18 protein-coding genes are annotated in these 17,608 nt (G+C 71.7%); 7 read left to right on the forward strand and 11 right to left on the reverse strand.

What is annotated here, in order from left to right; all coding sequences use genetic code 11:
• Window positions 1-3 precede the first annotated feature (3 nt).
• Together CRP30_RS04640 and CRP30_RS04645 are read right to left on the reverse strand one after the other, a co-directional pair.
• Complete coding sequence (locus CRP30_RS04640) at window positions 4-1,590, reverse strand: ethanolamine ammonia-lyase reactivating factor EutA (protein ID WP_097182712.1); 1,587 nt, start codon at window positions 1,588-1,590, stop codon at window positions 4-6.
• A gap of 87 nt (window positions 1,591-1,677) precedes the next feature.
• Window positions 1,678-2,799 (reverse strand): cupin domain-containing protein, encoded by a 1,122-nt coding sequence (locus tag CRP30_RS04645; RefSeq protein ID WP_097182713.1) that lies wholly within the window; start codon window positions 2,797-2,799, stop codon window positions 1,678-1,680.
• Window positions 2,800-3,073: 274 nt separating this feature from the next.
• Here CRP30_RS04645 and CRP30_RS04650 point away from each other — a divergent pair, with 274 nt between their 5' ends.
• A complete protein-coding gene (locus CRP30_RS04650; protein ID WP_097182714.1) occupies window positions 3,074-4,654 on the forward strand; it encodes an FAD-dependent monooxygenase in 1,581 nt (526 codons plus the stop codon).
• 163 nt (window positions 4,655-4,817) lie between these two features.
• A complete protein-coding gene (locus CRP30_RS04655) occupies window positions 4,818-5,021 on the forward strand; it encodes a hypothetical protein (protein WP_097182715.1) in 204 nt (67 codons plus the stop codon).
• 28 nt (window positions 5,022-5,049) lie between these two features.
• On the opposite strand, the gene CRP30_RS04660 is transcribed toward CRP30_RS04655, so the two are convergent.
• The 6 genes from CRP30_RS04660 to CRP30_RS04685 form a co-directional block, all read right to left on the reverse strand.
• Window positions 5,050-5,739, reverse strand: coding sequence for an isochorismatase family protein (locus CRP30_RS04660; RefSeq protein WP_097182716.1), 690 nt, complete (start codon window positions 5,737-5,739; stop codon window positions 5,050-5,052).
• Window positions 5,740-5,836: 97 nt separating this feature from the next.
• Entirely contained in the window at window positions 5,837-6,883 is a 1,047-nt protein-coding gene (locus CRP30_RS04665) for a Bug family tripartite tricarboxylate transporter substrate binding protein (RefSeq protein ID WP_097182717.1), read from the reverse strand.
• A 49-nt stretch (window positions 6,884-6,932) separates the two neighbouring features.
• The gene (locus CRP30_RS04670) at window positions 6,933-7,535 is read right to left on the reverse strand and encodes a tripartite tricarboxylate transporter TctB family protein (protein WP_159961543.1); all 603 of its coding nucleotides are present in this window, start codon (window positions 7,533-7,535) and stop codon (window positions 6,933-6,935) included.
• A 53-nt stretch (window positions 7,536-7,588) separates the two neighbouring features.
• Window positions 7,589-9,112 (reverse strand): tripartite tricarboxylate transporter permease, encoded by a 1,524-nt coding sequence (locus CRP30_RS04675; protein WP_097182719.1) that lies wholly within the window; start codon window positions 9,110-9,112, stop codon window positions 7,589-7,591.
• A gap of 214 nt (window positions 9,113-9,326) precedes the next feature.
• Window positions 9,327-10,541: an MFS transporter gene (locus CRP30_RS04680; RefSeq protein ID WP_097182720.1), complete on the reverse strand. Its 1,215-nt coding sequence runs from the start codon at window positions 10,539-10,541 to the stop codon at window positions 9,327-9,329.
• Between the two features lie 220 nt (window positions 10,542-10,761).
• Window positions 10,762-12,576, reverse strand: coding sequence for a phosphoenolpyruvate carboxykinase (GTP) (locus CRP30_RS04685; RefSeq protein WP_097182721.1), 1,815 nt, complete (start codon window positions 12,574-12,576; stop codon window positions 10,762-10,764).
• 220 nt (window positions 12,577-12,796) lie between these two features.
• Between CRP30_RS04685 and CRP30_RS04690 the strand changes: the two genes are divergently transcribed.
• Both CRP30_RS04690 and CRP30_RS04695 read left to right on the forward strand, forming a co-directional pair.
• Window positions 12,797-13,957: an NADH:flavin oxidoreductase/NADH oxidase gene (locus CRP30_RS04690; RefSeq protein ID WP_097182722.1), complete on the forward strand. Its 1,161-nt coding sequence runs from the start codon at window positions 12,797-12,799 to the stop codon at window positions 13,955-13,957.
• A gap of 55 nt (window positions 13,958-14,012) precedes the next feature.
• Window positions 14,013-14,420, forward strand: a complete 408-nt coding sequence (locus CRP30_RS04695) for a hypothetical protein (protein WP_097182723.1) — start codon at window positions 14,013-14,015, stop codon at window positions 14,418-14,420.
• Window positions 14,421-14,427: 7 nt separating this feature from the next.
• Here the strand turns inward: CRP30_RS04695 and CRP30_RS04700 are convergent, their stop codons facing one another.
• Window positions 14,428-14,958 (reverse strand): SRPBCC family protein, encoded by a 531-nt coding sequence (locus tag CRP30_RS04700; protein ID WP_097182724.1) that lies wholly within the window; start codon window positions 14,956-14,958, stop codon window positions 14,428-14,430.
• Complete coding sequence (locus CRP30_RS04705) at window positions 14,955-15,275, reverse strand: ArsR/SmtB family transcription factor (protein WP_097183143.1); 321 nt, start codon at window positions 15,273-15,275, stop codon at window positions 14,955-14,957. Before CRP30_RS04705 ends, CRP30_RS04700 begins: the two co-directional genes overlap by 4 nt.
• A gap of 84 nt (window positions 15,276-15,359) precedes the next feature.
• Between CRP30_RS04705 and CRP30_RS04710 the strand changes: the two genes are divergently transcribed.
• Together CRP30_RS04710 and CRP30_RS04715 are read left to right on the forward strand one after the other, a co-directional pair.
• The gene (locus CRP30_RS04710; RefSeq protein ID WP_097182725.1) at window positions 15,360-15,569 is read left to right on the forward strand and encodes a hypothetical protein; all 210 of its coding nucleotides are present in this window, start codon (window positions 15,360-15,362) and stop codon (window positions 15,567-15,569) included.
• A gap of 88 nt (window positions 15,570-15,657) precedes the next feature.
• Complete coding sequence (locus tag CRP30_RS04715) at window positions 15,658-15,900, forward strand: acyl carrier protein (protein WP_097182726.1); 243 nt, start codon at window positions 15,658-15,660, stop codon at window positions 15,898-15,900.
• Window positions 15,901-15,985: 85 nt separating this feature from the next.
• Here CRP30_RS04715 and CRP30_RS04720 read toward each other — a convergent pair whose 3' ends face one another.
• The gene (locus CRP30_RS04720) at window positions 15,986-16,549 is read right to left on the reverse strand and encodes a TetR/AcrR family transcriptional regulator (RefSeq protein WP_200814538.1); all 564 of its coding nucleotides are present in this window, start codon (window positions 16,547-16,549) and stop codon (window positions 15,986-15,988) included.
• Window positions 16,550-16,605: 56 nt separating this feature from the next.
• Between CRP30_RS04720 and CRP30_RS04725 the strand changes: the two genes are divergently transcribed.
• Window positions 16,606-17,583 (forward strand): DUF2867 domain-containing protein, encoded by a 978-nt coding sequence (locus CRP30_RS04725; RefSeq protein WP_097182728.1) that lies wholly within the window; start codon window positions 16,606-16,608, stop codon window positions 17,581-17,583.
• Window positions 17,584-17,608: the final 25 nt, after the last annotated feature.

The following is a 17,608-nucleotide window of genomic DNA, read 5'->3' on the forward strand; positions in this document are numbered from 1 at the left end:
CGGTCACTGCCCCGGCTCGTCCCCGAAGACCAGCGACTTGATCGTGACCGGGACCGTCCGGGACGGGTAGCGCAACCGACCGATGTCGACGTAGTCGAAGTCCCGCAGGGCGAGGCCGTCCACGACCAGCACGTCGACGGTCACGCCGAGCTCGTGTTGGAGCAACCGGCCTACGGTCATCGCGACGTCCCCGTCCAGCACGACGTACACGGGGCGGCCGGCGGCGATGCGTTCCGCCAGCCCGTCACGCACCCCGCGCGCGAAGGCGGCCACCCGGTCGTAGCTCGGCAGACCGGACCACGACATGGCGAGGACGACGTCCTGGTCGGCGGCCGCGGCATCGAGGGCCACGAGGTGCCGGCGGACCGCCGCGGCCACCGCGTCGGCGTCCACGGTCTCCTCCAGCTCGTGGACCGGGTGCACCACCTGCAGGTTGCGACGCGGCAGCAGGGCGTCGGGATCGGAGATCCACCCGGTGTTGCCGCTGAGCTGGACGCTGTACTCCGAGGCCCCGAGCGCGGTCGCCCGGATGCACTCGCCGGCGGGTAGCAGCGGGCAGGGCAGCGCCCCGGCGTCGACCAGCCGTCGGACCGCCTCGCCCAGCGGGCGGCCGAGGTCGCCGAACGACGCGCGCTCCCGCCCGTAGACGTACTCGGCCACACCACCGGAGAACACCACCCCGTCGACGGGGCCGACGTCGGGGAGCGGATCGGTCAGGTACAGCTCGGCCACGTCCGGAGGGAGCTGCTTCCCGAGCGCGGCCAGCAACGCCTCGGCCATACCCTCGGCGACCCGCTCGACGTCCTCGCCGGCGACCACGTCGCCCAGGCTCCAGGAGAAGCCGGCGCGCTGTGCATGGGCCCGACCGCCCGGCTCGAGCCGGACGATCACCCCTGTCTCGTCCACCACCTGCAGCCGCCCGCCGATGTGGATCGCCGCGGTGGCCACCACCCGGCCGCGGTCCAGCACCGACAGCTTCGTCGTGCCGCCCCCGATGTCGACGTTGAGGATGCGGCGGCCGGTCTCGTACGACGCGCGCGCCGCCCCGGAGCCGAAGCCGGCCAGCATCGCCTCCATGTGATGCCCCGCCGTGGCGGTGACCAGTTCTCCGCCCCGCTCGGCGAGCACCCCGGCAATCGCCTCGGCGTTGCGGCGGCGGAGCGCCTCCCCGGTCAGGATCACCACGCCGGTGTCGATGTCCTCCGGACCGATGCGGGCCTCGCCGTAGGCGCGGTCGATGATCGTGCCCAGCGCCTCGGCGTCGATGTGCTCGGCGCTCGCGTACGGGGTCAGCGCCACGGGGGAGCGGTACACGGTGTCGCGCCGGACGACGATGTAGCGGCTGGTCAGGTCCTCGCCGATGCGCCGCAGGTGCAGCCGCGAGAAGACGACCTGGGTGCCGGAGGAGCCGATGTCCATGCCCACGCTGTGCAGCGTGACGTTGTCCTGCTGCCAGATCGGGTTGTCCTCGAGCGGCAGCTCGGCGTCGTCGTGGTCGTGGTCGTGATCGGGCGTGTGCGGCGAGTACACCGTCCTCGGCTCGGCGTGCTCGCGGCCGTAGACCGGCTCGGCGGGGTGGGTGTGCGTCACGTGGCGCTCCGGTGGGGGGGTGTAGACGCCGACGTGCGGCCCGCCTACGGAGGGCGGACCGCACGTCGAGGCGGGACAGGGGAGGGATCAGGCCGCAGACCTGGGCGGAAGATTCTCCTTCTCCTGCTCGTACGCGGCCTCCATCTTCGGCTCCAGCCCGTGCTTGGCCAGCGCCTCCTTGAAGGTCTCCCGCACGTACGACGACTCGTCGGCGTAGTCGATCTGGTCGCCACCGATGCGCTGGCTGATCCAGGCCTTCGGCACACCCTGGGCGTTGCGGATGGACACCACCTCGTGCTTGAAGGCGAGGTAGCGGGCCGGCTCCGTGCCGGTGTTGAAGTGCTGGTGGTACCACATGTTCGGCGGGACGATCATGCTTCCGGCCTGCCACTCGTAGCGCCGGGGCTCCTCGCCCTCCGGCCACATGAGGCTGTAGCCCTCGCCCGACAGGATGATGACGTGGGCGCCGGGGCCGTGGCGGTGACCCTTCTTGTACGTCGCGGTCGGGAACTGCGAGATGTGGCTGTTCATCGAGCCCTTGGCCATGTTGAAGCGGATGTGCCCACCGCCGGCACCGCGCTCCTTGGCCTCGATCAGCGGCAGGTTGATCGAGTCGGCCACGAAGTTGGTGTCGAGCAGCAGGCCCTTCTGCTCCCCCTTGGGCGCGAAGTAGTCCGGCTCGCCGTTGAAGCGCTTGGGGAAGTCGTGGGCGGTGCCGAAGACGAAGTCGATGTCGTCGTAGAGGTTGATGATCCCCGGCGCGTTCGTCGAGGAGACGAAGCGCGCGACCTCGGTGCCCGAACCGTTGAAGTGCTGGTGGTTGGCGTTGAGCGGAATGGCGAAAAGCGCCCCCGGACCCCACTCGAAGGTCACCTCGGCACCCGAGTCGTTCCACACCTTGGTGGACCCGTGGCCCGAGAGGACGAGGATCATCTCCTCGAACAGCTGCCGCTGCGGGGCCAGCTGCCCTCCGGTCGGGATCTCGGCCACGTAGCAGTCGTTCGAGGTGCGACTGGCCTCGTGGTTGATGAAGACGCCCCTGCCGCCGCGACGGGCCCAGTCCTTGAGCTCGACCGTCTTCAGGTCGGGCACGTAGTGCGCGGCGATGATGTCCAGCCCCTCGTCGGCCACCCAGCGGGTGTACGGCGAGTCCTTCTCGGTGGCGAACTTCGCCGCAAGACTCTCGTTGACGATGGCGTCCTTGGCCATGGGGCCTCCCTGGTCGACGGTGGGGTGCTCTCCGGGAACGGCGCGGCGTGAGCCGCCGACCGTGATCGGTAGGACCATAAGACCAGCCTTGGGGTGTGTCAAAGGCCACTACCCGACCTCCGTCGCGCCACCGGCCGGCGTCCCGGTTGCAGACCCTCCGTGGCCCTACCCCGGACTTCCGAGCCGCTCGGCGGACCGCGTCCGCGCGCGTCGACTCGCCTTCAGGCTCGTGGTCTAATCATTCGCCCATCGCACCGCCACGACGGAGGACGGCATGACCGAGCGACCCCAGGTGATCATCGTCGGCGGCGGCCCGGTCGGGGTGGGCCTCGCGCTCGACCTCGGGCTGCGCGGCATCCGCTGCGTCGTCGTCGAGCGGCGCACCGAGCTGTCCAGCATCCCCAAGGGGCAGGGGCTGTCGCAGCGCACGATGGAGCACGCGGCGCGCTGGGGCGTCGCGGACCAGCTGCGCGCGGCACGCACCATGCCCGAGGGGCACCCCATCGGGCAGGTCACCGTCTACGACAACCTCCTCGGCGAGTTCTGGAGCGCTCCGCCGGCGCGCGAGCTGGTGCAGGACTACTACGCCCAGGCCAACGAGCGCCTGCCCCAGTACCGCACCGAGGAGGTCCTGCGCCGCAAGCTCGCGGAGGTGCCCGGGGTCGAGCTGCGGCTGGGCTGGAAGGCGACCGAGCTCGAGCAGGACGACACCGGCGTCCGGGTGACCGTCGTGCGCGACGGTCGGCACGAGGTCCTGGAGGCGGCCTACGTGGTCGGCTGCGACGGCGGGCACTCCGTCGTCCGGGAGCAGGCCGACATCGAGCGCAGCGGCACCGACTGGGACGAGCTCGTCGCGCTGGTCGTGTTCCGCTCGCCGGAGCTGCACGAGGCGCTGAGCCGGTTCCCCGACCGGTCGACCTACCGCGTGATGCACCCGGACCTCAAGGGGTACTGGATGTTCTTCGGCCGGGTCGACGTCGGGGCGGAGTTCTTCTTCCACGCCCCGGTCGCCCCCGGCACCACCGCCGACGGTCCGGAGATCGTCGAGCTGCTGCACCGGGCGGCCGGATTCCCCTTCCCCCTGGAGATCGACCACGTCGGCTTCTGGGATCTCCGCGTCCAGGTGGCCCACCGCTACCGCGCGGAGCGGGCGTTCATCGCCGGGGACGCGGCGCACACCCACCCGCCCTACGGCGGCTTCGGACTCAACAACGGCCTCGAGGACGCGGCCAACCTCGGCTGGAAGCTCGCAGCCGCTCTGCAGGGATGGGGCGGCGACGCGCTCCTGGACTCCTACAGCCTGGAGCGGCAGCCGGTCTTCCGGGACGTCGGCGAAGACATCATCGGCGGCTGGATCCGGGACGACCGGGCCATGCTGGAGAAGTACCGCCCCGAGGACGACCCGGAGGAGTTCGCCCGCGCCTTCGAGGAGGCCGCGCGCGGCTTCGGCCGCCGGCTGCGGAGCTTCGAGCCCCACTACGAGGGCTCTCCCGTGGTCTTCGGCCCGCCCGGAGCCGTCAGCAGCGCCCACGGCGAGCACACCTTCACCGCCCGCACGGGACACCACCTGCCGCCGCGCCGCCTGAGCTCCGGTCGCCCGGTCTTCGAGGAGCTCGGTGCTGGTTTCACCCTCCTGGCCCTGGACGCGGACGACTCCACGGTCAGCGACTTCGAGGAGGCCGCCCGGTCCCGGGGCGTCCCGCTGACGGTCATCCGCGACGCGCCGGCCGGCGAGACGGCCGACTACGGGCAGCGGCTGATCCTCGTCCGGCCCGACCAGTTCGTGGCCTGGACCGACAAGGGGTCCCCGGTCGACGCCGAGCAGGTCCTGACGCGGGTCACCGGCGCCTCCTGAGGCCTGCGCCACAATTCCTCGGCAGTTCTCGCGCCATTGTGTGACCCATGCGATGAAGTAGATGGACGCGTGACCGCACTCACGCATTCATCGACCCATGTGCGCAATTTGCTGTCCTACCATTAGGCCAGGTAATGGTCAGGGCGCAGAAGGAGCAGTACACGTGACGAGCACCACCGGGGCCCAGTCCTCCGTAGCCGGCCTCATCGGGGTGCCGGACTGGTCCTTCCTCACGAGGATGCGCGCCGCAGCAGCCGGCACAGCCGCGGTCGTCGGTCGCTCGTTCGCATCGGCGCGGGCCTACGACGGCGCTGCGGGCACGTCGGCGCGGCGTGCGGCGCTGCGCGAGTTCGTCGCCACCCGCTGACCCCTCGCCCGTCGGGGCGCCGGGCCCGTCAGCCCGGTCCGGCGTCCAGCACCTGGAGCGCGCGGTCGGTGTGCACGACCGAGGCGTACTTGAGGCTCAGGTCGAACAGGCTCATCTTGTGCGACAGCGGGCTGCGGTCGAACGTCGCCTCCTCCACCACCACCACCCGGTAGCCGGCGGAGCAGGCGTCCACCGTGGTCGCCCGCACGCAGCCGCTGGTCGTCTCCCCCGCCACCACGAGCGTGTCGACGTCCAGATCGCGCAGCCAGGTGGCCAGCGGCGTGCCGAAGAAGGCACTCGCACAGCTTTTCCGCACCACGATCTCGCCCTCGCGGGGACGCAGGGGCTCGACGAACTCCAGTCCCGCCGCGTCGTCGTGCCCCGGCACCGGGGCCCGCTGGGTCACGCCGCCGCCCGGAACGCCCACTCGGGCGTCCCCCGTCGTGTGCAACACCGGCACGCCAGCCGCCCGTGCCCGCGTCAGCAACTCCTCCAGGTGCGGCAGCGCCGCCCATCCGGCCAGCCCGCAGGACGAGGGGAACTTCTCGATCGCCTCGGCGAGCGGCTGCGGCCGGTCGCCGAAGACCTTGCGGTAGCAGTCGATGAGCAGCAGCGCCGGCCTGCGGCCGGGTGGTCGCGGCCGGTAACGGGTCATCACCAGCCGCTCGTCGTCGCCGATGACGTCGTCCCAGCAGTGCCGCTCGTACTGCGGTTCCACGTGCCCTCCTCCGGACGCAGGCAGGCTGCCCCGGCACACCGGGATGCGGTGGGCCGGGGCAGGTTCATGGACGGCACAGCGGCCGCACAGGCACTGCTCAGTACAGGGTGGCCAGCAGCTCGCTGTAGGCCGGCGGCGCGTCCATGAGGTCCTGCACGAGGCCCTCGAGCTCGTCGCCCGGCAGGAATGCCAGCTCGCGCTCCTGCTCCTGGGACTCCGTCACCAGCTCCGGGTTCTCCATCGCTGCGGCCATCGCGGTGCGCAGGCAGGACATCGCGGCCTCGTCCATCCCGGGCGGGCCGACGAAGGGACGGCCGAGCTCGATGAGCGCCAGGTGTGCGTCGAGCAGTTCGGACTGCTCCTCGGTCGTCTCCAGCTCCGCGACGGTCGGGACGTCCTCGGGCAGCCAGTCCGGCCGCTCCTCACCCACGACGAGCACCGGGGTCTGGGTGTCGTCCTCGACCGCGCCGCGCCGGCTGGTGAGGTTGCCCGACATCCCGTCGATCGAGCCCTGGACGACCGCCAGCTCCGTCTCACCCGAGCCCGGGAACCCGGTCACGACCTCACCGGGGATGTCGAAGACTGCGCTGATCAGGGAGGAGGTGACGTAGTCCTCGGCGCCCGGACCGGTGGAGCCCCAGCGGAACTCGTCCGCGGCCACGACGTCCTCGAACGTCTGGTACGGCCCGGTCGCGCTCGTGACGAGCAGCGACGGGTCACTGGCCACGCGGCCGATGTAGGTGAAGTCGTCGAGGGAGAAGTTGGCGCCCTCCGCGCCGGCGATCGACGAGCCGCCGGCGCCGACGCCGTTCATGATCGCGAGCGTCGTGCCGTCGGCGTCCTCGGCGAGCAGGCTGTTGAGGGCCAGCAGTCCCCCGGCGCCGGGCTGGTTCTGCACGGCGATCGTGGCCCCGATCTCCTCCTCGATGTAGGGCGCGACGAGCCGGGTGTAGGAGTCGTAGCCGCCACCGGGCTCGTAGGGGACGACGATGGTGATGGTCTCCCCCTCGAGGGAGGAGCAGTCACCACTCCCGCCGGAGGCGGCCGGTTCGGAGTCGCTCGAGCAGCCGCTGAGCACACCGGCGCCGAGGCCGAGTGCGACCAGCGTCCGGAGGCTCCGCCGGTAGGGCAGGGCAGTGTTCATCGATTTCCCTCTCGGAGACGGTGACGGTGCAGGGGGGACGAAGGGTGGTTCAGTCCAGGAAGAGACCGGGCGGCACCGGGATGCCGAGCGCGAGCTCGAAGGCGGCGTACAGCACCGCGCCGATGGTGACGGCGTAGATCGCGCAGAACGTCCACGACCGCTTGCCGGCGAAGCGCAGGTACAGGACCGAGAAGAGCGGCGCGGTCACGAAGAGGCCGGCGACGTAGAGCAGCACGAAGAACCCGGTCACCCAGGCGATCGCCTCGGTCCAGCGCCGCGCCCCCGCGGTCTGGAAGACGTACTCGACGTCGTCCTCGTTGGCGTCGTCCTCGGCGGTGGTGCCGGCCGCCTGCGGCACGGACTCCGCCGGCACCGGCTCGATGGGACCGGCGGGGCTGGTGACCGGCGTCCGGGCACCCGCGGCGCGGCGCCCGCCCGCGAGCCGCAGCAGTGACTGCACGACCTGCAGGAACGCCACGGAGAACCCGAGGCCCGTCACGATGCGGGGGAAGATCGCCGCTTTGAACGACCAGTCGGCAGCTTCGAGGAAGGCCCAGCCGAAGAGCGCCAGCAACAGCAGGCCGAGGACGACGTCGGCCACGGCCCCCGTCGACGATCTGCGCGACGGCGCCTGCGGGGCCGGGTCTGCCATGCCGATCTCCTCGGTCCGGGCGGGGGACGTCGTGTGCCTCGACTCGGCGGCGCTCATGCCGACACGCCGCTCTGCTCGGGGCGCTTCTCCGCCCGGCTGCGGGCCCGCGCGCGCCGCACGACCGGCCCGACGATGGCCAGCAGCATGACGGCGCCGATGCCCAGGACGATCGGCCTGGTGAGCCAGTCCCACCCGAACAGCGAGTAGGAGAGGAAGAGGTACCGCTCGGCGAGGGAGCCCAGGACGACGGCGAGCAGGAAGGGCACCCGCGGCCAGTCGTAGCGGATGCAGACCACCCCGACGATCGCGGCGACGATCATCACCAGCACATCGGCGAAGCTGTTGCTGGCGGTGTAGGCGCCCAGCGCGAGCAGGAGCAGCAGGAACGGCACGAGCAGCGGGCCGGAGATGAACGTCAGGCGGGTGAGCGGCTTGAGGACGAAGAACGCCGCCGCCACCGCGATGAAGTTCGCCAGGACGGTCACCCAGATCATCGAGAAGGTGACGTCGAGGGACGTCGTCAGCATCTCCTCGCCGGGGTTGAGTCCGACGATGAGGAAGGCGGACAGCAGCACCGCGCTGCCGGCGCCGCCGGGGATGCCGAAGCCGATCGTCGGGATCAGCGAGCCGCTGTCCTTGGCGTTGTTCACCGCCCCCGAGGCGATGACGCCCTCGACCGCACCCTTACCGAACATCTCCGGCGTCTTCGAGCTCTGCTGCGCGGCGCCGTAGGCCATGAACTGGGCCACCGAACCGCCCAGGCCCGGGACGATCCCCACGCCGGTGCCGATGGCGCTGGAGCGGATGACCAGAGGCCAGTGCCGCAGGACGTCGCGGATGCCCTGCCCCACCCCGCTGAGGGAGGCCTCCGGCGTCGCGCCCCCGTCGGCGCTGGCGATGCTGCGCTTGCTCAGCATGAGCTGGAGCACCTCGGCGCCACCGAAAAGGCCCACGACCAGCGGGACGATGCCGATGCCGTCCCACAGGTAGAGCTGCTCGAAGGTGTAGCGCTGCGTTCCCTCCTGCGGGTCCAGCCCCACGAGGGCGATGAGGAGCCCGAAGGCAGCCATGATGAAGCCCTTGAGCAGGTGCTTGCCCGACAGTGCGACGACGAAGGTCAGGCCCAGCATCGTCAGGGCGAAGAACTCCGGCGGCGCGAAGGCGAGCACGACCGGGCGGATCACCGGGATGGCGAGGGCGAGAACCAGCGCCCCGAAGACGGCACCGAGGGCGGAACTGAACAGGACCGCGCCCAGCGCGCGGCCGCCCTCGCCGCGCTTGGTCATCGGGTGCCCGTCGAGCACCGTGGCGGCCGACGTCGCCTCACCGGGCACCCCGAAGAGCACCGAGGTGATGTCCCCGGTCGTCGACGTGACCACCCACATGCCGAGCAGGAAGGCGAACGCCTCGACCGGCTGCATGTCGAAGGTGAACGGCAGCATCAGCGCCAGCGTGACCGCGCCACCGAGGCCGGGGAGGATGCCGACCAGGAACCCGATGGCGACACCGAGCAGCATGAGCGCCAGTGGGAGCGGCTGGAAGACCTGGGTCAGGCCACTGATCGCCTCGGACAGCATGCTGATCTCTCCACTCCGTCCACGGGCGCCGGGCGGCACGTTCCCGTGGGGGGATCAACACCGCTCAACCTGGTCGGACCATTAGGCCAATGCCGTGGAACCGTAATGCATGGTGGTCTCCGTCACCAAGCCCGAGGGGTCGACCGACGATGTCGGCGTCCGGATGACCGCAAGGCACCGCACGCGGAGCCGCGCCCGGCTCCGTGACCGACGATCAGCGGATGAGCGCCGGCGACGAGGCGTGCTCCCCCGGGACGTGCAGCAGCTTCTGGAACACCGCGACGACCACGGCGGCGATGGCGGCGGCGACGGTGGCCACCAGGAAGGCGGCGTTGGCCCCGGACACGTCGACGATCTTGCCGGCGACGGAGGCACCGACGGCCACCCCGAGGCCGAGCGCCGTGCCGATCCAGGTGAACGCCTCCGTCACCGCGGACCGCGGGACGAGGAGTTCGGCGAGGGTGAACGAGCTGATCAGCGACGGCGAGACGGCGACGCCGGCCAGGACGACGAAGGGGACCATCACCCACACGTCGGTGACGACCAGCAGGGGGAGGCTGCAGACGGTCATGAGCACGAGGACGGCGGCCAGCCGGTGCCGCAGCGGGAACCGCCAGTGCACCGTGCCCCAGCCGATCCCGCTGGCCATCGACCCCACCGCCAGCCCGGCGATGAGCACCCCGGACAGCGACTTGGCCCCCTCCTGATCGGCGAACGCCACCAGCGCGATCTCCAGGCAGCCGAGGATGGCGCCCACCGCGGCGCCCACCACGAACAGGACCCGCAGCCCGGGCGTGCGGATCGCCGACGGTCCGTTGCGGTGCTCGTGCGGGGTCGGGGGAGGTTCGGTGCGGCCCTGGGCGGCGAACAGCAGGCTGCCGACCGCCGCGAGCGTGAACGCCGTGACCACCCCGCTGGTGGCGTGCCCCGTGGTGGACAGGAAGGTGACGAGCACCGGCCCGACGATGAAGACGAACTCGTCGACGACGGACTCCATCGCGAGCGCGGTGGGCAGGCGGTGGCTGCCGCGCAGCAGGTGCGTCCAGCGGACCCGGATCATCGAGGACACCGGCGGGATGCACGCCCCCGCGACGCCCGCCGAGACGAACACGGTCCAGAGCGGCCAGTCCTCCTTCACGGCGGCGAGGAAGCAGCACCCGGCCACCACGAAGACGCCGAGGACCGGGAGGAGCACCCGCCGTTGGCCGTGGTCGTCGGCCCAGCGGCCGAGGATCGGGCCCGCGGCCGCGGTCGTGACGGCGCCGGCGGCGGCAACGGCACCGCCCAGGCCGTAGGAGCCGGTCTCGTCGGCGACGAGGAGGACGCAGCCCAGCCCGACCATGGAGAGCGGCAGCCGCCCGATGAAGGCGGCGAGAACCATGGGCAGCGCGTGCGGGGTCCGGAGCACCTGCAGGTACGGATTCGCCACGAGCGGGGGAGCCTCCAGGAAGGACCGCCTCCCACCCACCCCTCGCGAGCTCGCGGTGGGGCCCTGGAGCCGGCCGTCAGTGCGGTACCCGGGAGGCTACCGACCCCGGACTGTCACGGCCCGCTGGGATGACGCGACGACACACCAATGCCGAGGGCCCGGACCGCCACGCTGCGGTCCGGGCCCTCGCTCCTCCCTGCCGGGGCAGGGTGGTCCTGGGTCAGGCCAGGCGGCTCTTGAGGATCTCCAGCTCGTCCCACATGGTGCTGGGCAGCTTGTCGCCGAACTTCTCGAACCACTCGGTGATCTGCGGGATCTCCTCGCGCCACTCCTCGGGCTTGACGGCGAGGGCCGCCGCCACCTGCTCCGGCGCCATGTCCAGGCCGGAGACGTCGAGCGAGTCGACGGTGGGGACGTGGCCGACGGGGGTCTCGACGGCGGCCGCCGTCCCCTCGAGGCGCTCCACGACCCACTTGAGGACCCGGCTGTTCTCACCGAAGCCCGGCCACAGGAAGCCGCCGTCCTCGTCACGACGGAACCAGTTCACGTAGAAGATCCGCGGCAGCTTCGTGGCGTCGGCCTGCTTGCCGGTGTTCACCCAGTGGCCGAAGTAGTCGGCGGCGTTGTAGCCGATGAACGGCAGCATCGCGAACGGGTCGCGGCGGACGACGCCGACCGCTCCGGTCGCGGCGGCGGTGGTCTCCGAGGAGAGCGTCGCACCCATGAACACGCCGTGGTTCCAGTCCCGCGCCTCGCTGACCAGCGGGATCGTGGTCTTGCGGCGCCCACCGAAGAGGATGGCCGAGATCGGGACACCCTTCGGGTCGGTGTACTCCGGCGCCAGGATCGGGCACTGGTTGATCGGGGTGCAGAAGCGGCTGTTGGGGTGGCTGGAGGGCTCGTCGCTCTCCGGCGTCCAGTCCCGGCCCTTCCAGTCGGTGAGGTGGGCGGGGGCGTCGTCGGTCATGCCCTCCCACCAGACGTCGCCGTCGTCGGTCAGCGCGACGTTGGTGAAGACCGAGTTGCCGTGCTCGATGGTGCGCATGGCGTTCGGGTTGGTGTCGTAGCCGGTGCCCGGCGCGACGCCGAACAGGCCGAACTCGGGGTTGATCGCGTAGAGCCGGCCGTCCTCACCGAAACGCATCCAGGCGATGTCGTCGCCGATCGTCTCGACCTTCCAGCCCGGGATGGTCGGCTCGAGCATCGCCAGGTTCGTCTTGCCGCAGGCCGAGGGGAACGCGCCGGCGACGTAGTACACCTTCTGCTGCGGGCTGGTGAGCTTGAGGATCAGCATGTGCTCGGCGAGCCAGCCCTCGTCGCGCGCCATCACCGAGGCGATGCGCAGCGAGTAGCACTTCTTGCCCAGCAGCGCGTTGCCGCCGTAACCCGAGCCGTAGGACCAGATGGCCCGCTCCTCGGGGAAGTGCACGATGTACTTGGTGTCGCTGCAGGGCCACGGGACGTCCTGCTGGCCCTCGTCGAGCGGGGCACCCAGGGAGTGCATGGCCGGCACGAACGGCCGGTCCTCGCCCATGGCGTCCAGGACGTACTGGCCGATCCGGGCCATGACGCGCATCGAGACGACGACGTACTCGGAGTCGGTGAGCTCGACGCCGAACATCGGGTTCTCGGCCTCGACCGGGCCCATGCAGAACGGGATGACGTACATCGTCCGGCCGCGCATGCACCCCCGGTACAGCTCGGTCATGATCGACTTCATCTCCGCCGGTTCCATCCAGTTGTTGGTGGGACCGGCGTCGGCCTCGTCGACGGAGCAGATGTAGGTGCGGTCCTCGACCCGGGCGACGTCACTGGGGTCGGAGGCGCAGTGGAACGAGTTGGGCTTGGCCTGCAGGCGGGTGAAGGTGCCGGCGTCGACCAGCTTGCCCGTGAGCCGCTCCCACTCCTCGTCGCTGCCGTCGACCCAGACCACCTGGTCCGGCGTCGTCAGCTCGGCCATCTCGCGCACCCATGCCAGCAGTCGGGCATGCGTCGTGGGGGCGTTGTCGAGACCGGGGGTGGCCACGGAAGTCACGGCGTCTCCATCCTGTGGTTAGCCGGGCGGGTCGGCACCGGCACGTGGTGCGGTGGACCCGGTGTCGGTGCTGGTGCAACGATCCGGATCACGTGAGGTTACCGAGGCTTCGCACCGCTGTAACCGTGAGAGATGTTACGTCTAGGACGTCTGGTCCTCAGGTCGGAAGACCCTGGTCGGGGATGGAAGAGCACGCCGGGTGAGCGTGTTGCCCCCCACCGTGAGCACTCCAGCCCTCTTCTCGCCCTTGACCCTCCGCGGCGTCACCCTTCCGAACCGGCTCGTGATCGCGCCGATGTGCCAGTACTCGGTGATCGACGGCCTCGTCGGCGACTACCACCTGGCGCACCTGGGCCGTTTCGCGCTCGGCGGGTTCGGGCTGGTCGTGGTCGAGGCCACCGGCGTGACCCCCGAGGCGCGGATCAGCCACGGGGACGTCGGCCTGTGGTCCGACGAGCAGGTGCCCGGCCTCGCCCGGGTGGTGGACTTCCTGCACGCCCACGGGTCGAAGGTCGGCATCCAGCTCGCCCACGCGGGGGCGAAGGCCTCCAGCAAGCGACCGTGGGACGGCGAGGGCCCGGTGACGGCGGACGACGCGCGCCCCGGCGAGGAGCCGTGGCAGACCGTGTCCGCGAGCGCGGTGCCGGTCGCGCCGGGCTGGCCCACGCCGCACGCGCTGACCGTGGAGGAACTGACCGGGGTGCGGGACGCCTTCGTCGCCGCGACCCGGCGGTCGCTGGACGCCGGCTTCGACGTCGTCGAGGTGCACGCCGCCCACGGCTACCTGCTCAACCAGTTCCTCTCGCCGCTGACCAACCGGCGGGACGACGGGTACGGCGGCTCGCGCGAGGGCCGCATGCGGTTCCCGCTGGAGGTGGTCGGGGCGGTGCGGGCAGCGTGGCCCGAGGACCGGCCGCTCTTCGTGCGCGTCTCGTCGGTGGACGGCTCCCGCGACGGCGTGACCCTCGAGGACACCCTCGCCTTCACCCGTGAGCTCAAGGCACTCGGGGTCGATGTCGTCGACGTCTCCGGCGGCGGGCTCGGCGGCGGCTGGCAGCACCCCATCGGCTACGGCTACCAGGTGCCGCACGCGGCGCGGATCCGCGCGGAGGCCGACATCGCGACCATGGCCGTGGGGCTGATCGTCGACGCACGGCAGGCCGAGGCCATCGTCGACCAGGGTTTCGCCGACCTCGTCGCCGTCGCGCGCGAGGCGCAGGACGACCCGAACTTCGCCGCCCGCGCCGCGCAGGAGCTCACCGGCAGCCACGACGTCTTCCCGGTGCAGGCCGGGCCACGGCTGGCCTCGCGCGACCGGCTGATCGGTCGGCTCGGCCCGTGGACCGGCCCGGACCCCGTCCAGGTGCAGCAGCCCGTCTGAGGACGGCGCGCGGAACGTCCCACCGGGGACGGCGAGCGCCCTACGGTCCGGCGTCATGGCCAACCGTCGGGCGCTCGTCGCCGTCTCCGCAGTCCAGCTCACCGCCGGCCTGGTCGGCCAGGTGGTCGCCCTCCGCCGGCGACGCCACTACGACATCCCGTTCATGACCGGCAGCGCGGAGCACGTCGGCCGCGACTCCTGGTGGTTCGGCACGGCGATCAGCGCGCCGTCCTACATGCTGGCCTCGCAGGCGTGGGGCATCGCGCGCCTCCTGCGCGACCCGGCGGACGACCGGGGGCGGCAGGTGCTGCGCCTCCTCGGTACCGGGATGGTCGCCGGCTACCTGTCCGAGCGCCTCTGCCGGCACCGGCTGACGCCGGGCGGGTTCGACCCGGTGGAGACGCCGATCGTGGCGGCCGGGTTCGGCGGCACGGTGGCGATGGCGCTGCTCAGCCGGCCGTGACCTCCGGTCAGGACGGCGTGCGTCCGTAGGACGGCCCGACCTCGGCGTAGAAGGCGTCCCAGTGGCCCGGCGCCGGGGCACCGCCCAGCTCCGCCTCGAGCTTGGCCAGGTACCAGTGCCAGCCCATCGCGAAGTCGACGACGTCGGCATCGGCGGGGAACACCTGGAGGAAGCTCAGGTGGGTCCGCCCGGCCTCGGTCCACAGGTCCAGGTCGACGCGCCAGTCCTCGGACTCCTGCTGCGTCCACTCCACCACCAGCCGCCGGGGCGGGTCGCACTCGAGGATCGTCATGGGCTCGCCGGTGTGCTCGCCCGCCTCGTGCGTCATGACGAACGAGCCGGTGCCGCCGGGGCCGCGCTCGCCGTCGTAGACGCCGATCCACCGCGCGAGGCGGTCGGGCTCGGTGAGCGCACCCCAGACGTCCTCGATCGGGTCGGGCCAGGAGCGGCGGAACTCCAGGCGCTGCCGGCCGTCGTCCAGCCGGGTCACCACGCCGCGTCGGGTCGCGAGGTCGGTTGCGGTCTCGGGTGTGGTCATGCGCCGTCTCCTGCTCGTCGTGCCCGCCGGCCGCGGGCGATCTCGGTGTCCAGTGCGTCCAGCCGCTGGGCCCACAGGTCGCGGTAGGGCTCCAGCCAGTCGTCGATCTCGCGCAGCGGCCCGGGATCCAGCGCGTAGAGGCGCCGTCGTCCCTCTGTGCGGGCGGTGACCAGCCCCGCCTCGCGCAGCACCCGCAGATGGCGGCTGATGGCCGGCCGGCTCACCGGGAAGCGCCCGGCGAGCTCTCCGGCGGGCACCTCCCCACGCGCCAGGAGGGCGACCAGCTCCCGCCGGACCGGGTCCGCCAGCGCCGCCATCGCCTCCACGGGTCATTCGTAACACGTCGGTTACGCGTTGCGCCAGAGGTTTCCTCCCCCGCGCGGCGGGGGCATGCGAGCGCCATGACCGTCACCGATCCCGACGTTCCCGACCCGCTCAACGACCCGCGCACGCTGCAGGCCGACCCCGGCGCGCACGGCCAGGGCGACGACCTCGCCTCGGCCGCCGACGATCCCGAGACGGCGGGCGAGGACGAGCTGGCGACCAGCCAGAACCTGCCCGACGAGGCCGGCGGCGGCGACGTCACGGGCGGCCTGGCGTCGGAACCCTGACCTCGAAACCCTGACCTCGATGTGACGGAGCGGTCCGGCACGGGTACCGCGCACCCCGTACCGACCGTTTCGAGTTCGAGGAGGACCGATGGCCACCGGCGAGACCGGCTTCGAGGACGTCTACTACGACCTCATCTCCGTCCAGTACCACTCGCTCAAGGCCGGGCACGACTACGGCCAGTACGTCCGGGACGCGGAGAACGCGGGTCTGGACGACGTCGCAGGCTTCTTCCGCGAGGTCATGGAGCAGGACTCCGCGCGGGCGAAGCGCTGCCACGAGTTCCTGGGCCGCCTGCAGGGAACCGACCAGGGCGGCCCCGCCACCCGATGATGGCGGGCGGTGCTCCGGACGCCGCGACGAGCGAACATCCGGAGCACCGTCCCCACGCCCTCTGCCTCAGGTCGGAACGACGACCTCAGGTGAGCAGGACGCGCATCATGGAGTCGAGGAACGCCTCAGCCTGCGGCCCCCGCGGTACCACGTCCGGAGTGCTGCGCATCAGCGTCGAGTAGCCCAGGTACGACGTGTACGCCAGCACCGCACGATGCTGGGCTTCCTCCTCCTCGAGGCCGGCGGTCACGAGCTGCTCGGCCACGTAGCCGATGCGACGGCGCGTCACCCTGGCCAGGACCTCCGCCACAGCCGGGTGGCTGGCGTCGGCGGCCAGCCCGAGGCTGCGGTCCGGCACGGTTCCGTGGGTCAGGAAGATCGCCGTGACGAGTTCCCGCAAGCGGGAGCGAGCGTCGGCCAGCGGCCCCAGCATGGCGATGACCGCGTCCGTCTCCTCGTTCTCCCACCGTTCGAGGGCGGCCCTGATGAGCTCCTCGCGGTTGCGGAAGTGCCAATAGAAGCTGCCCTTGGTGGTGCCGAGCGACCTCGCCAGCGGTTCGATCGCCAACCCCGCCACGCCACGCTCGCCGAGGACGTCCAGTGCGGCTCGGGTCCAGATCTCCCGACCGAGCCGCTGTTCCCGCGCCACCGTCCGTACGGTACCGTACGGACGGACCATACGGTCCCGTATGGAAGCTGGTCGCCGTGAAGGTCCACAACGTCCACGAACGCTTCGTCCCGGCTACGCCCGAAGCCGTGGGAGCCCTCCTCGCCACCCTCGGCAGTGCTGACGATGCGGTCTGGCCGCGCGACGACTGGTGGCCGATGGAGCTCGACCGCCGGTTGGGCGAAGGGGCCGTCGGCGGACACAGCGACATCCGCTACACCGTCGAGACGTACGAGCCCGGCCGCCGCGTCGTGTTCCGGTTCGATCCCTCCTGCGGTCTCGCAGGCACCCACACGTTCGACGTGCAGCCCCGGCCGGGCGGCGCGCTGATGCGCCACCACCTCACCGCTCGCGCACTCGGCCGCACCCGCCTGCTGTGGCCACTCGTGATCCGCCCGGTCCACGACGCCGTCGTCGAGGACGCCTTCGACCGCGTGCACGAGCGGTTCGAGCCCGGCCGGCAGCGCACGGCCTGGTCGCCGTACGTCCGACTGCTCCGCCGGGTGGGCGGACTGACCCGCCGGGCCGGCCGCGTGCAGGCCGCGCCGCCACCCGTCGACGGCCTGCTCGCCGCCTCCACACCGGACGTCGCCGACGCCTTCACCGTCGCGCTGCCCCCCGCGGCGTCCACGGACCTCGACGTCTGGCGCCGGAGCATCTTCGCCTCTCCACCGGCCACCGTTCGGCGGCTGCTGCGGCTCCGCGACCTCCTGGTGCGCCCCCTCGGGCTGCGCGAGGCCTCCGGCGTCGACCTGCACGAGGGCTTCCCGGTGCTGAGCCGTCGCGATGGTGAGGTGCTCATGGGTGTCGACGACCGGCACCTGGACTTCCGCGTCAGCCTGCGTCTGCTGCAGTCCGACTATGCGGGCGACTCCCTGCTGCTCACGACGACCGTGACCTTCCACGGCCCGCTCGGGCGGCTCTACTTCGCTCTCATCCGGCCCTTCCACCGCCGGATCGTCCCAGCGATGCTGCGGTCCGCCGTCACGAGAAACCCGGTGCCTCAGCGGACCTGACGCCGCCGGCTCGCTCGCGACGGCG

It is taken from the genome of Blastococcus haudaquaticus, assembly GCF_900230285.1.
GTDB lineage: Bacteria > Actinomycetota > Actinomycetes > Mycobacteriales > Geodermatophilaceae > Blastococcus_B > Blastococcus_B haudaquaticus.

What these genes read in the sequence shown, in the direction of transcription:
- CRP30_RS04645 (WP_097182713.1), bottom strand. Translation starts at nt 2,799, where the DNA reads ATGGCCAAGGACGCCATCGTCAACGAGAGTCTTGCGGCGAAGTTCGCC.
- CRP30_RS04650 (WP_097182714.1), top strand. Translation starts at nt 3,074, where the DNA reads ATGACCGAGCGACCCCAGGTGATCATCGTCGGCGGCGGCCCGGTCGGG.
- CRP30_RS04665 (WP_097182717.1), bottom strand. Translation starts at nt 6,883, where the DNA reads ATGAACACTGCCCTGCCCTACCGGCGGAGCCTCCGGACGCTGGTCGCA.
- CRP30_RS04670 (WP_159961543.1), bottom strand. Translation starts at nt 7,535, where the DNA reads ATGGCAGACCCGGCCCCGCAGGCGCCGTCGCGCAGATCGTCGACGGGG.
- CRP30_RS04675 (WP_097182719.1), bottom strand. Translation starts at nt 9,112, where the DNA reads ATGCTGTCCGAGGCGATCAGTGGCCTGACCCAGGTCTTCCAGCCGCTC.
- CRP30_RS04695 (WP_097182723.1), top strand. Translation starts at nt 14,013, where the DNA reads ATGGCCAACCGTCGGGCGCTCGTCGCCGTCTCCGCAGTCCAGCTCACC.
- CRP30_RS04700 (WP_097182724.1), bottom strand. Translation starts at nt 14,958, where the DNA reads ATGACCACACCCGAGACCGCAACCGACCTCGCGACCCGACGCGGCGTG.
- CRP30_RS04705 (WP_097183143.1), bottom strand. Translation starts at nt 15,275, where the DNA reads ATGGCGGCGCTGGCGGACCCGGTCCGGCGGGAGCTGGTCGCCCTCCTG.
- CRP30_RS04710 (WP_097182725.1), top strand. Translation starts at nt 15,360, where the DNA reads ATGACCGTCACCGATCCCGACGTTCCCGACCCGCTCAACGACCCGCGC.
- CRP30_RS04715 (WP_097182726.1), top strand. Translation starts at nt 15,658, where the DNA reads ATGGCCACCGGCGAGACCGGCTTCGAGGACGTCTACTACGACCTCATC.